The sequence below is a fragment of the Pseudomonas sp. H3_C08 genome (genome assembly GCF_054669455.1).
This window is the reverse complement of the sequence record NZ_CP162803.1, coordinates 5,453,549-5,466,675: the sequence shown is the minus strand read 5'-3', so window position 1 is coordinate 5,466,675 and position 13,127 is coordinate 5,453,549. Positions and strand designations below refer to the sequence as shown.

Sequence of the window (13,127 nt, the reverse complement as noted above, 5' to 3'; positions counted from 1 at the left end):
CCTTAAATGGCCTCGCTTATCCCTTAAAAGAATCTATATCGATGTTTTTATAACTTTTTGTTTTTAGCTAATACCGCTAAAGATCTTGAGCCAACCCGACAACGGAGGTCACCCATGGCCCGCCAATCCTTGCTCAGTCTTCCACTCTCCGCGCCGCCGCTGAAAAGCCGCCGTACCTGGCCCAGCCTGAACCAGCGCCTGTTGTCGTGGCTGCTGCCCCTCAGCCTGTTCGCCCTATGGTGGCTGGCCGCACGCAATGAATGGATGAGCGAGCAGATCTTGCCGGCGCCGTCGCTGGTGTGGAACAGCGCTGTCGAGCTGTCTCAAGGCGAGTTATGGAGCCATTTGTGGATCAGCCTGCAGCGTTTGTTCTGGGGCCTGCTTGCCGGGGTTTCGGCCGGTGCATTGCTCGGCGCAGCACTGGGCTTCAGCCGGCGTCTTGAACGTTTGATCTTCCCGACCTTCGCCGGCCTGTCGCAAATACCGACGCTGGCGTGGATTCCATTGTTCATGGTGTTTTTCGGCATCGGCGAAGTGCTGAAACTGGTGGTGCTGATCAAGGCCATCGTGGTGCCGGTGACCCTGCACACCTTGGTCGGCGTAAGAGATGCCCAGCCGAAACTGCGTGAAGCCGCCGCTGTTCTGCGCCTGCCGCCGCGCCTGCTGATTCGGCGCTTGGTATTGCCCGCCGCCCTCCCCGCGTTCATGGCTGGCGTGCGTCTGGCGCTGGCCGCCGGATGGACGTCGTTGCTGGCCGTCGAACTACTCGCCTCGAGCGAAGGCATCGGTTACCTGATGGTCTGGGCGCGGCAACTGTTCATGCTCGACATCGTTTTCGTCTGCATCGTCGTCATCGGTTTGATCGGCGTGGCGATGGATCGCGGCATCGGTCTGCTGGACAAGAAACTGGTGCACTGGCCGCATCCAGCCACCGCCGAAATTCGTCGCGGCCCGCGTTATGACGGCTGGCAGCGGCTGCAACCGTGGCTGCTACCGCTGGGCTTGTTGGCACTGTGGCAATTGGCAAGTGACCAACAGTGGGTCGACGCCAATGTTCTGGTCAGCCCGTTGGCCGTTTTGAGCACGGCATGGGCTGGCGTGCTCGACGGCACGTTGATCAGCGGCATGGCCCTCAGTCTTGGTCGCACACTCGGTGGCCTGTTGCTCGGCGGCGGACTCGGATTTGCCTTGGGCCTGCTGCTGGGCCTGTCGAACATCAGCGAACGCCTGCTCGGCCCGACCCTCGCGGCCATCCGCCAGATCGCCATTTTCGCCTGGGTGCCGCTGCTCACCGCATGGTTCGGTCTCGGCGAATTGGCCAAGTGGGTGTTCGTCGCCCTTGCCGCTTTCTTCCCGCTGTTTATCGCCACGCAACGCAGCGTCGCCAATCTCTCACCGCAACTCAACGAAGCCGCACAAGTGCTGCGCCTGAGCCTCGGCCAGCGTCTGCGTCGACTGGTACTGCCGGGCGCCGCGCCGGGGATTTTCGCCGGGCTCAGACTGAGCCTGATCTACGCCTGGCTCGGCACCATCGGCGCCGAATACTTCATGCCGTCGAACGGCGGCATCGGCAGCCAGATGATCGGCGCGCAACAACTGCTGCGCATGGACCTGATCATGGCCGGCATGCTTTTCGTCGGAATCACCGGCGCCCTGCTCAACCTCATTGGCCAACGCCTGGAAATTCGCGCGACCCGCTGGAGACACGCATGAACGCACCGATTGTCAGCTTCAATCACGTAGGCAAATCCTTCGACGTCGACGGTTTCGAACTGGAGGCGATTCGCGAATTCAACCTGGACATCGCCGAGGGCGAGTTCGTCGCCATTGTCGGCTCTAGCGGCTGCGGCAAATCGACATTGCTGCGGTTATTGGTGGGCCTTGATACGCAGTTTCGCGGGCAGATTACCGTGGATGGCAAAGCCGTCAGCGGCATCGGTGGCGAGCGTGGCATTGTCTTTCAGGAACACCGTTTGTTCCCGTGGCTGACCGTTGCCGACAACATCGGTCTGGGCTTGGTCAACGAACCGCTGACTGCTGCGCAGAAACAAAAGCGAATCAACGATTTCATCGACCTGGTCGGCCTGCGCGATTTCACCCGTGCCTACCCGCATCAGCTGTCCGGCGGCATGGCCCAGCGTGTGGCGATCGCTCGCGGTCTGGTCGCCAGCCCACGCATTCTGCTGCTTGATGAACCCTTCGGTGCCCTTGATGCACTCACCCGCCAGCAGATGCAGGACGAGCTGCTGGCGATCCGCGAGCGCGCAAAAATCACCACGATCCTCGTCACCCATGACGTCGAAGAAGCGATCTTCCTCGCCGACCGCGTGGTGGTGATGGAGCCGCGCCCGGGCCGCATCAAGCAGGTGGTCGACATCGCCCTGCCCCATCCGCGCCAGCGCAGCAGTTTCGACTTCCATCAGTTGCGTGAAGAGCTGCTGCACGAGCTGACCAGTGACGACCATTACCAACCGAGCGTGCCGGTGCAGATCCGCGATCTGCCGCTGACGTTCATTGCCTGCTGAACAGGAGTTTTGCGATGCCGCAACGTCCCAATTTTCTGGTGATTCTGGCCGACGATTTAGGCTTCTCCGATATCGGCGCGTTCGGCGGCGAAATCGCCACGCCGCACCTTGATGCCTTGGCCAACAATGGTCTGCGTCTGACCGATTTTCATACTGCGCCGACCTGCTCGCCAACCCGATCAATGTTGCTGACCGGCACCGACCACCACATCGCCGGGATCGGCACCATGGCCGAGACACTGACGCCGGACCTGATCGGCAAACCGGGTTACGAGGGTTATCTCAATGACCGCGTCGTCGCACTGCCCGAACTGTTACGCGAGGCCGGTTATCAAACCTTGATGAGTGGCAAATGGCACTTGGGTTTGAAGGCTGAACTGGCGCCCCATGCACGAGGTTTCGAGCGCTCGTTTTCGCTGCTGCCCGGCGCGGCGAACCATTACGGTTTCGAACCGACCTACGATGAGCAAACGCCAGGCCTGCTGAAATCCACGCCGGCGCTGTACATTGAAGACGATACGTTTCTCGATGAGTTGCCGAAGGATTTCTATTCCTCCGATGCCTTCGGCGACAAGTTACTGCAGTACCTCAAGGAACGTGACCAGACCCGGCCGTTCTTCGCTTACCTGCCATTCTCCGCACCGCACTGGCCGTTGCAGGCGCCCGCCGAGATCGTCGAGAAATACCGTGGCCGCTATGACGCCGGCCCTGAAGTGCTGCGCCTGGAACGCCTGGAAAAGCTCAAAGAACTCGGCCTGATCGAGCCGGACGTCGAGCCACATCCACTGATTCAGTTGACCCAGCAGTGGGACGCGTTGAGCGAGGAGCAAAAGCAGATTTCCGCGCGGGCCATGGAGGTTTACGCGGCGATGGTCGAGCGCATGGACTGGAACATCGGTCGGGTTGTCGATTATCTGCGCCAGCAGGGGCAGCTCGACAACACGTTCATCCTGTTCATGTCCGACAACGGTGCCGAAGGCGCGCTGCTTGAAGCATTTCCGAAATTCGGCCCGGAACTGGTGACGTACCTCAGCCAGCATTACGACAACAGCCTCGACAACATTGGCCGGGCCAACTCCTACGTCTGGTACGGGCCGAACTGGGCGCAGGTGGCGACCGCACCATCACGGTTGTTCAAGGCGTTTACCACTGAAGGCGGGATCCGGGTGCCGGCGCTGTTGCACTATCCGCAATTGGCGATCAAAGGGCAGATCAGCCATGGTTTCGGCACGGTGATGGACGTCACACCGACGATTCTCGATCTGGCGGGTGTGCGGCATCCGGGCAAGTTGTGGCACGGAAAACCGGTCGCACCGTTACGTGGCAAATCGTGGCTGGGGTTCTTGTCGGGTGAGACTGCGCAGGTGCATGACGAGCACACGGTGACAGGGTGGGAATTGTTCGGGCGTCGGGCGATTCGCCAGGGGTCGTGGAAAGCGGTGTGGATCCCCGGGCCGGTCGGGCCGGCGACCTGGCAGCTGTATGATTTGAGCAGTGATCCGGGGGAGATTCATGATCTGGCATTGAGCCGGCCGGAGAAGCTCAGCGCGTTGATCGGGCATTGGCAGCAGTATGTCGAGGAGACCGGGGTGATTCTCAGTGAGTCGCCGTTTCAGCCGGACTGAGGGCAAGATCAAAAACACCCTCACCCCAGCCCTCTCCCGGAGGGAGAGGGGGCCGACCGAGGTGTCTTTCGTCAAACATCGACCTGAAAAATCGGGTCGATTATGGATTCGACAAAGCTCTTTCACTTCGGTGTAACTCCTCAATATCCCCGGGTCGGTCCCCTCTCCCTCCGGGAGAGGGTTAGGGTGAGGGCCGCTTGTCAGGCCTCCACCGCCTCACCAGACACCGCAACTTCATCCCGACGAACAAACCGGTTCGCCCGCCCAAACGTCCCAAAATCATTAAACCGAACCCCCATCTCACGCATCACCTTATGCGCCACCGGCACCGTCATTTGGCGAATATAAAACGGCTCCTTCACGACAAAATGATGAATCCCGTGGCTGCTGCCAAAGTTGAAGCAAAACGCCTGCAACGGCCACAACCACCAAGGGTTCAGCACCTGGCATTGCTGCAGCACATTGCCCAGCTCGACATCGCCGTAGTAATGCATGTTCGAGCTGATGAAGTGCAGGCAAAAGGTGCGCAACACGTTCGGGCCGATGATCACCACGGCGGCGATATCGATCACCTGCATCACCGACAACGTGGTTGCTGACCAGTCGATCGGCGCGCCCAGCAGGTAAGCAATGCCATTGGCCGCATGAAAGCCGAGAAACACATACCACGCACCCCAATGCACCAGCGCCAGCGGCGCGTACACCTTCAGCGTGCGCTTGATGATGCTGAACTTGTGCGCCCAGGTCTTGGCTCGCAGCATGCGGATGAACGCCGACATGACGTTGTCGCCAACCATCAGCAAACGTGCAAAACCCCACGGCTCGCCGTTGGTGATCGCGCGCTCTTCCATATCGGTTTCAGTGCCGGAGACCTTGTGGTGATTGAGGTGCAGGTGCCGACGGATCCACGGGTTGATCGTGCTCGGCCGCGCCAGCCACACCAGGCCCATCATCAGGTTGTGCGGCACGCGCTGCTTGCGGAAATACATGCTGTGGATCAGGTCGTGCTCAAGCTCATGGGTCAACGAAGCAAAAAACGCGTTGAGCAACAGACAAACCCACCACGCCATATGGCCGGTGATGTACAGCGTCGCCGAGCCGATCATCCCGATCAGGGCAAAGGCCAGAATCCCCGCGCCCAGCGCATCCTGATGCTGGAGAATCGGGTAGCGCTCGCGCAATTCGACGCCTTTGGCCAGCACCACTTCACGAATATGCGCTGATCGCTGGGCCGCATTGTGCCGCTGGGGACTTGCAGAAGTACCGTCCATGCTTCCATCCTCGGGTTTATGATGTTCGCATCGTGCCTCGCCAACGCTTCAATTGCGGTAGCCGAGAACGCCAACCTGTTGACCGGAAGCGCCAATCAGCATGAAGGAACCTACCTCCCTCGCCAGCTGGACCCGTGCCTTGCGCAAGCAACTCGATGCGCTGGGACTGGACAGCATTGCCCTGTGTCAACAGGCCGGGCTCGATCCGAGCTTGATGGATGATCCCAACGCGCGCTATCCACTGTCCGGCACCACGCGTCTGTGGGAAATTGCCGTGCAGGTCAGTGGCGACCCGGCGATTGGTCTGCGCGTGTCGCGCTTCGTCAGCCCGACCACGTTCCATGCCCTCGGTTATGCGCTGGTCGCCAGCGGCAGTTTGCGCGAGGTGTTCGAGCGCATCGTGCGCTATCACCCGGTGGTCAGCGATGCGCTGGAACTGGAGCTGAGTCGTGGCGACGACCGCTATCAATTTCGTCTGAAAATTCCGTCAGGCAATCCCGCACCAGCCTTCGAAGCCATCGACGCGTTCACCGCGATCTACGTGCGCACCTGCCGCAATCGTCTCGGCCGTGATTACGCACCGCTGGCGGTTTATCTGCGCCGCCCGGAGCCGAGCGATGCGCACCAGTGGCACAAAGTCTTCCGCGCTCCGGTGCATTTCGGTTGTGTCGAGGATCGTCTGGAATTCGCCCTCGCCGACTTCGACAGCCACCTCGACGACGCCAATCCGGAACTCGCTGAACACAATGAAGCGGTGCTCAAACGCACGATGGCCCAGCTTCAACCGCTGACTTGGGAGCGCAAGGTGCGCGATGCGATTGAAGAACAATTGCCGGAAGGTGAGCCAAGTGCAGAACGCATTGCTCAGGCGTTGCACCTGAGTTTGCGCAGTTTGCAAAGGCATCTGGCGGATGAAGGTTGTCGCTTTGATACGTTGCTCAACGAGAGCCGCGAGAATCTGGCGCTGCTGCACCTGCGCGATCCGCAGTGCTCGTTGAGTGAGGTGAGTTATTTGCTGGGTTTTGCCGACACCAGCAGCTTCAGCCGCGCGTTCAAGCGCTGGACGGGGATGACGCCGGGGCAGTTTCGTGATGGGTTGCGCTGATCCAGAATCAGTTTGTCTGATCTGGCGCCATCGCGAGCAGGCTCACTCCTACAGGGGGAACGCATTCCAATTGTAGGAGTGAGCCTGCTCGCGATAGCGCCCTTTAATTCAACGCAAAGCCCAGCTCAAAAATGGTGCCGCCAACATCACTGTTCACCCGCACCTGCCCACCATGCAACTGCATGATCGACTGCACAATCGCCAACCCCAACCCACCGGAATCCCCCGGCTCTGCCCGTGCAGGATCGACGCGGTAGAAACGGTCGAACAGTTTGCCCAGATGCTCCGCCGCAATGGCCGGGCCATGGTTGTGCACTTGTAACCAGCACCAGCCCGACTCGTCACGGCGGCGCAGGCTGATCACGGTTCCGGAGTCAGCGTGGCGCACGGCATTCGCCAGCAAGTTGCCCAGCGCCCGTTGCAGCAACTGCTGATCGGCGAGCAATTCGCCATGCAGTTGATTGTCCAGCCGCAGGTCGCGGTCATCGGCCAAGGCTTCAAAGTAATCACACAGTTCACTGCCAACGCTGTGCAAATCCAGGGTTTGCAGATTGAGCGCGCGCTCGGCCTGCTCGGCGCGGGCAAGGAACATCAGGTTTTCCGCCATGCGCTTGAGCCGTTCGAACTCTTCCATGTTCGAGGCGAGAACTTCCTGATACTCCTCGGTGTTGCGCGGATGATTCAGCGCCTGCCCGTTGCTCGCCAACAAGGTGTGCAGCGGCGTACGTATCTCGTGGGCGAGATCGGCGGAAAACTGCGAGAGGCGCTGCACGCTGTCGTCCAGCCGCGCCAGCATGCCGTTGAGCGCCTGCACCGGCTCAAGCAGTTCTGCGGGCGTGCCGGTGGCGGGCAAGCGTTGGTCGAGGCTGCGCAGATCGATACCGCGTACCGCTTCGCTCAACTGCCGCAACGGTTGCAGACCCCGGCGCAGCAACAGCAAGCCCAAGGCAAAGGCCAGCAAAGCACCCAGTCCAACCGATAAGTACAGGCGCAAGCGATAGCTGCCGAGCATCTGTTCGCGCTCGCTAAGCACTTTGCCGGCGATCACGGTCAGCGGTTCGCCGTTCGGCCCCTGCGCTTCGCCGGACAACAGCGCGAGTTCGGCACCGTCCGGCGCTTGCCACGTCAACACATCACGGCGCTGCGGCGTTTGCTCGCGGGGGATCGCGTTCAGCGCGGGCAACTCGCGTTGCCGTGGGTTGATAGCGATCACACTGGAGCCATCGGCGCGGCGCACCAGCAACAGGCTGTCGAGATTACCGAGCATGTTCTGATACAGCCGTGGCCGCGCCTGCAAGGCATCGAGGCTGTCGCTGTCAGCGAGCAACGCGCGCACTTGCTCCAGTCGACCGAGCAACGCGAGGTCGTCGCGGTAGGCGATTTCCGAGGCCAGCGAACGGTAGAGAAACACACCGATAGCACTCAACACCAAGGCGCAAACCAATGCGAACGCCAGCGCCAGGCGCCAGGCGATCGACCTAGAGCGCATCGTCCGGAGCTTCCAGTTGATAGCCGACGCCGCGCACGGTGTGGATCAGTTTCGGCATGTACGGGTCATCGACTTTCGCGCGCAAACGCCGCACCGCCACTTCGACCATGTTGGTGTCGCTATCAAAATTCAGGTTCCACACCTGCGAGGCAATCAGCGTGCGCGACAGCACTTCGCCCTGGCGACTGGCGAGCAATTGCAGCAGGGCGAATTCCTTGTTGGTCAGGGCAATGCGCTGGCCACCACGGCTGACGCGGCGGCGCAGGACGTCGATTTCCAGATCGGCGATGGTGTACGACTCGGCTTCGCGCATCGGCCCGCGCCGCAACAACGTGCGCACCCGCGCGAGCAGTTCGGCGAAGGCGAAGGGCTTGAGCAGGTAATCATCGGCGCCCAGCTCGAGGCCGCGCACGCGATCTTCAATGGCGTCCTTGGCGGTCAGGAACAGCACCGGCGTGGCGCCGCGCTGGCGGATCAGTTGCAACAATTGCCAACCGTTGAGGCCCGGCAGCATCACGTCGAGGATGATCAGGTCGTACTCCTGCTGCTCGATAAAATAGCGCCCATCGAGGCCATTGAGCGCCACGTCTACGGCAAAACCCGACTCGCCCAGGCCTTTGGCGAGGAAATTCGCGGTTTTGGCTTCATCTTCTACGACCAGCAAACGCATGGCACACCTCGATTGATCAGGCGTACAGGCTAGGCGCCTTCGGTGGCGTTGCCCATTACAAACTTGTAATCAGACTGACGAGGTTCTGACGAAGACCGGCGATTAAGGTGACCACCTTCGCTTTTGGAGCCTGTTCATGACTTTCAAATACTTCGTTGCAAGCCTGATGATCGGCCTCAGTTGTGCCGCTGTCGCCAGTCCTGAGCTGCCGCGTCACGCTGATCTCGACCTGAAAACTGCACGGCTGCTCGCCGACACGGCAATGGCCAACTGCACCGGCACGGTGTCGGTGCTCGATCGGGGCGGCAATCTACTGGTAACCCTGCGCGGCGACGGTGTCGGCCCGCACAACACCGCCGCCAGCCAGCGCAAGGCGTACACCGCGCTGTCGACCAAAACCGCCACACAATTGTTCGCCGAGCGCGCCCGCAGCAATCCGCAGACCGCCAACCTCAACACCCTCGACGAGTTGCTGTTGCTCGGCGGCGGCATCCCTTTGTTCGCTGCTAATGAGTTGGTCGGCGCGATGGGTGTAGCCGGTTCCGGCGGCGGCGAGCAAGACGAAAACTGTGCGATCAAGGCTGCCGGGAAAACCGGTCTGGCCACTACCCGTTCCCAATAAGGAGATGCATCCATGAGCACTTTGCGCATGACCTTCGCCGCGCTCGGCCTGAGCGCTTTTTCCAGTCTGGCTCTGGCTGCCGGCAATCCCCTGAGCGTGCACGTGCTCAATCTGGAAAACGGCCTGCCTTCGCCAGGTATCAACGTGACGCTGGAGAAACACGTCGGCCAGAACTGGCAGCCACTGGCTCAAGGCACGACCAATGAACAGGGGCGAATTGCCGAATTGTTCCCGGCCAAACAGCCTTTTGAAGCGGGTGAATACCGCGTGGTGTTCAAGACCGGCGAGTACTTCAAGAAGGTCAAGCACGACACGTTCTTCCCGGAGATTCCGGTGATCTTCGAAGTGAAGCAGACCGATCAGCATTACCACATCCCGCTGCTGCTCAGCCCGTACGGTTTCTCGACCTATCGCGGTTCCTGAGCCCTACACAAATGCCCCTGTAGGAGTGAGCCTGCTCGCGATAGCAATCTGTCAGTTGATCAATCTGTGACTGACAGACCGCTATCGCGAGCAGGCTCACTCCTACATGGTTCGGTGTTAGATCCTAGATCGTGGCGAGAGCGCGCAATCGCATGGCATCAAGGATTTCGATCTCTCCATACCCGAGTCCGATAATCCCCTGCCCCTGCAAATCCTTGAGGATCTGGTTGGTGGTCTGCCGCGACAGCGACAGCATCGATGCCAACTGCTCCTGCGGCAGTTGCAGAACGCGGCGTGGCGCATCGAGCTCGCCGTAGCCTTCGGCGATCATCAGCAAGCGATGAGCCAGACGCGCCGGCGCTGGCAGCAGGCTCAGTTGTTCGAGGTTGATAAAGGTCAGGCGCAGTTTATGGCTCATCAGCAGCGCCAGGTGCCGCCAGTACACCGGGTGTTCGTCGAGCAGTTTGAGCAACGTCGCCTGAGGGATATTGAGCAAGGTGCACGGCCCGACTGCATAGGCGTCATGAGTGCGCGGCTGGCCATCGAACAGGCAGATTTCGCCGAACCAGTGCGGCGCCTCGACCAGACTCAACAACGCCTCTTTGCCCTGCTCGCTCACCGCGCCTATACGCACGGCGCCATCGAGCACCGCGTATAAACCGCAAGGTGGATCACCGCGCTGGAACAGCCGCTGCCCTGCCGTCAACCGCCGCTCCCGGGCCGTAGCCAACAGACTATCCTGAAAGGACGCCGGCAGATGACTGAACCATTGGCCGCTCATCAACCGTGAACGTATTTGCATAAACACTCCTGGACTGTCGCCTGCCTGACAGAGCGAACCCTGATCCCGAGGGATGATGCGATCAACCCTACCGGAGGTACAACAATGAAAAACCTCGTCGACCATCTCAGTCAATACGCCGCCTACCACCGTGACCCGCGCAACATCGCCAGCCACTTTATCGGCATTCCGCTGATCGTGGTGGCGGTGGCGGTTTTGTTGTCGCGGCCAGAATGGTCGCTGGGCGGCTTGTGGATATCTCCAGCCGTTGTCGTGGCGCTGGCCTCGGCGTGGTTTTATCTGCGTCTGGAGGTGAAGTTCGGGGTGCTGATGACGCTGCTGATGGGGCTGTCAGTCTGGGCCGGGCATGTGCTGGCGCAGCAGAGCACCCTGGTCTGGCTGAGCAGTGGTCTGGCGATGTTTGTGGTCGGCTGGGTGATCCAGTTTGTCGGGCATCACTATGAAGGGCGCAAACCGGCGTTTGTCGATGATGTCTCGGGGCTGATTGTCGGGCCGTTGTTTGTCGTGGCCGAGGTGGCGTTCATGCTCGGGATGCGGCGTGAGTTGAAAGAGCAGATCGAGGTGCGGGCGGGCGTGGTGCGGGTCAATCCGAATCGTGCGGCTGTTTAGACCGCTTTCGCGAGCAGGCTCGCTCCCACAGTGGACTGGTGCTGAACACAAACTTCATGTCTGACCGAATTCCCTGTGTGAGCGAGCTTGCTCGCGAAGCTTTTGATCTTAAAGGCTGGCGACTTTCTGCCAGACCTTCGGCTTGAAGAACAGGGTTTCACCCTTGGCCAAGCCGATCAGGCTGTCGTGGTCTTTCACCACTTCGGCCTCGATCAGATCCGTCTGCCCCTCAACCTTCAACGTCACTCGCGTAGTCGCGCCCAACGGCCGAATGTCACGCACCTCAGCAGCGTGGTGATCTTCCAGCTCATGTTTGGACAGCGACACCTCATGCGGGCGGAACAGCACGTGGTTGTCGTCGCTCAACAGCAAGCGGTTCGAGTCGCCGAGGAAGTGATAAACGAAATCGCTGGCCGGGTTTTCGTAGACGTCGCCCGGTGAGCCGATCTGCTCGATCACGCCTTTGTTCATCACCACGATACGGTCGGCCACTTCCATCGCTTCTTCCTGATCGTGGGTCACGAACACCGACGTCAGGTTGATATCTTCGTGCAGACGCGCCAGCCAGCGGCGCAGTTCTTTACGCACCTTGGCATCCAGGGCCCCAAACGGTTCGTCGAGCAGCAGTACTTTCGGCTCGACCGCCAAGGCGCGTGCCAGAGCGATACGCTGGCGCTGACCACCGGACAACTGCTCCGGATAACGATCCGACAGCCAGTCCAGCTGCACCATGTTCAGCAACTCATGCACCTTGACCGCGATCTGGCTTTCGTTCGGACGCTGGTTTTTCGGTTTCATGCGCAAACCGAACGCGACGTTATCGAACACTGTCATGTGGCGGAACAAAGCGTAGTGCTGGAACACGAAGCCGACGTTGCGATCACGCACGTCGTGGCCGGAGACGTCTTCACCGTGGAAAACGATATTGCCGTTATCCGGGGTTTCCAGGCCGGCGATAATCCGCAGCAGGGTGGTCTTGCCGCAGCCCGAGGGGCCGAGCAGCGCGACCAGTTCGCCGCTGTGGATATCCAGGCTGATGTTGTCCAGCGCCTTGAACGCATTGAAATTCTTGCTGACGTTACGCACTTCGATCGACATGAATTATTCCTCCGCGGCGCTGGCGCGCAGGCGGTTGATACGGTTTTCGCTCCACTGCTTGGCCAGCAGGATGAAGAGCGCCAGGATCAGCAACAGGCTCGCCACGGCGAACGCGGCCACGTGGTTGTATTCGTTGTAGAGGATCTCGACGTGCAGCGGCAAGGTGTTGGTCACCCCGCGAATGTGCCCGGAGACCACCGACACCGCACCGAATTCACCCATGGCCCGCGCGGTACACAGCACCACGCCATAGATCAGGCCCCACTTGATGTTCGGCACGGTGACATGCCAGAACATCTGCCAGCCATTGGCGCCGAGCAGACGCGCGGCTTCTTCTTCCTGCGTGCCTTGTTCCTGCATCAGCGGAATCAGTTCACGAGCGACGAACGGCACGGTGACGAAAATCGTCGCCAGGACGATGCCCGGCAGGGCGAAGACGATCTGAATGTCGTGATCCTGCAACCACGGGCCGAACAGACCCTGCGCGCCGAACATCAACACGTAGACCAGACCGGCGATCACCGGCGACACCGAGAACGGAAGGTCGATCAGCGTCACCAGCATGCTCTTGCCGCGGAACGAGTATTTACTCACGCACCACGCGGCGCTGACCCCGAACACCAGGTTCAACGGCACCGAAATCAGCACGGCGAACACGGTGAGTTTCAATGCCGACAGAGCATCCGGTTCAAAGATCGCGGTGAAGAATGCACCGAGGCCATTCTTCAAACCCTGCGATACGACGATAAACAACGGCAGCAGCAGAAACAGGAAAAAAACCAGCCAGCCAAGGCCGATCAGGACCCTGCGCGAAGTGGCGCTGCCACGGCGTGCCGCATTGGCCGAAGAGGCGGCCGCAATAGACGATTGGGACATGGTTCGCGCCTC

Annotated in this window: 13 protein-coding genes; 7 read left to right on the top strand and 6 right to left on the bottom strand. The window is 60.4% G+C overall.

The window, feature by feature from the left end; genetic code table 11:
• Positions 1–114 precede the first annotated feature (114 nt).
• The 3 genes from AB4N74_RS24940 to AB4N74_RS24930 are packed head-to-tail and all read left to right on the top strand — an operon-like array spanning position 115 to position 4,150.
• Positions 115–1,713, top strand: coding sequence for an ABC transporter permease (locus AB4N74_RS24940; protein WP_093440446.1), 1,599 nt, complete (start codon positions 115–117; stop codon positions 1,711–1,713).
• Complete coding sequence (locus tag AB4N74_RS24935; protein WP_093440440.1) at positions 1,710–2,525, top strand: ABC transporter ATP-binding protein; 816 nt, start codon at positions 1,710–1,712, stop codon at positions 2,523–2,525. The genes AB4N74_RS24940 and AB4N74_RS24935 overlap by 4 nt, the downstream gene beginning before the upstream one ends.
• Before the next feature lie 14 nt (positions 2,526–2,539).
• Positions 2,540–4,150 carry an arylsulfatase gene (locus tag AB4N74_RS24930; protein ID WP_460097519.1) on the top strand — a complete coding sequence of 537 codons (1,611 nt, stop codon included), beginning with the start codon at positions 2,540–2,542 and terminating at the stop codon, positions 4,148–4,150.
• Positions 4,151–4,350: 200 nt separating this feature from the next.
• On the opposite strand, the gene AB4N74_RS24925 is transcribed toward AB4N74_RS24930, so the two are convergent.
• Positions 4,351–5,421 carry a fatty acid desaturase gene (locus AB4N74_RS24925; RefSeq protein WP_099757690.1) on the bottom strand — a complete coding sequence of 357 codons (1,071 nt, stop codon included), beginning with the start codon at positions 5,419–5,421 and terminating at the stop codon, positions 4,351–4,353.
• A 100-nt stretch (positions 5,422–5,521) separates the two neighbouring features.
• Here AB4N74_RS24925 and AB4N74_RS24920 point away from each other — a divergent pair, with 100 nt between their 5' ends.
• Positions 5,522–6,526 carry an AraC family transcriptional regulator gene (locus AB4N74_RS24920; RefSeq protein WP_099757689.1) on the top strand — a complete coding sequence of 335 codons (1,005 nt, stop codon included), beginning with the start codon at positions 5,522–5,524 and terminating at the stop codon, positions 6,524–6,526.
• 103 nt (positions 6,527–6,629) lie between these two features.
• Here AB4N74_RS24920 and AB4N74_RS24915 read toward each other — a convergent pair whose 3' ends face one another.
• On the bottom strand, positions 6,630–8,015 hold the full coding sequence (locus AB4N74_RS24915) for a heavy metal sensor histidine kinase (protein WP_460097517.1): 1,386 nt from the start codon (positions 8,013–8,015) through the stop codon (positions 6,630–6,632).
• Positions 8,005–8,685 (bottom strand): heavy metal response regulator transcription factor, encoded by a 681-nt coding sequence (locus AB4N74_RS24910; protein ID WP_016987597.1) that lies wholly within the window; start codon positions 8,683–8,685, stop codon positions 8,005–8,007. The genes AB4N74_RS24915 and AB4N74_RS24910 overlap by 11 nt, the downstream gene beginning before the upstream one ends.
• A 136-nt stretch (positions 8,686–8,821) precedes the next feature.
• On the opposite strand from AB4N74_RS24910, the gene AB4N74_RS24905 reads away from it, so the two are divergent.
• Both AB4N74_RS24905 and uraH read left to right on the top strand, forming a co-directional pair.
• Positions 8,822–9,307: a GlcG/HbpS family heme-binding protein gene (locus tag AB4N74_RS24905; protein ID WP_460097516.1), complete on the top strand. Its 486-nt coding sequence runs from the start codon at positions 8,822–8,824 to the stop codon at positions 9,305–9,307.
• Between the two features lie 12 nt (positions 9,308–9,319).
• Entirely contained in the window at positions 9,320–9,730 is a 411-nt protein-coding gene (gene uraH / locus AB4N74_RS24900; RefSeq protein WP_093440416.1) for a hydroxyisourate hydrolase, read from the top strand.
• Between the two features lie 124 nt (positions 9,731–9,854).
• Here uraH and AB4N74_RS24895 read toward each other — a convergent pair whose 3' ends face one another.
• The gene (locus tag AB4N74_RS24895; RefSeq protein ID WP_093440412.1) at positions 9,855–10,532 is read right to left on the bottom strand and encodes a Crp/Fnr family transcriptional regulator; all 678 of its coding nucleotides are present in this window, start codon (positions 10,530–10,532) and stop codon (positions 9,855–9,857) included.
• Between the two features lie 84 nt (positions 10,533–10,616).
• Between AB4N74_RS24895 and AB4N74_RS24890 the strand changes: the two genes are divergently transcribed.
• Entirely contained in the window at positions 10,617–11,141 is a 525-nt protein-coding gene (locus tag AB4N74_RS24890; RefSeq protein ID WP_460097514.1) for an Mpo1 family 2-hydroxy fatty acid dioxygenase, read from the top strand.
• A 108-nt stretch (positions 11,142–11,249) separates the two neighbouring features.
• Here AB4N74_RS24890 and AB4N74_RS24885 read toward each other — a convergent pair whose 3' ends face one another.
• Together AB4N74_RS24885 and cysW are read right to left on the bottom strand one after the other, a co-directional pair.
• On the bottom strand, positions 11,250–12,239 hold the full coding sequence (locus tag AB4N74_RS24885) for a sulfate/molybdate ABC transporter ATP-binding protein (protein ID WP_034151825.1): 990 nt from the start codon (positions 12,237–12,239) through the stop codon (positions 11,250–11,252).
• Positions 12,240–12,242: 3 nt separating this feature from the next.
• On the bottom strand, positions 12,243–13,115 hold the full coding sequence (cysW, locus tag AB4N74_RS24880; RefSeq protein ID WP_034151824.1) for a sulfate ABC transporter permease subunit CysW: 873 nt from the start codon (positions 13,113–13,115) through the stop codon (positions 12,243–12,245).
• Between the last annotated feature and the right edge of the window lie 12 nt (positions 13,116–13,127).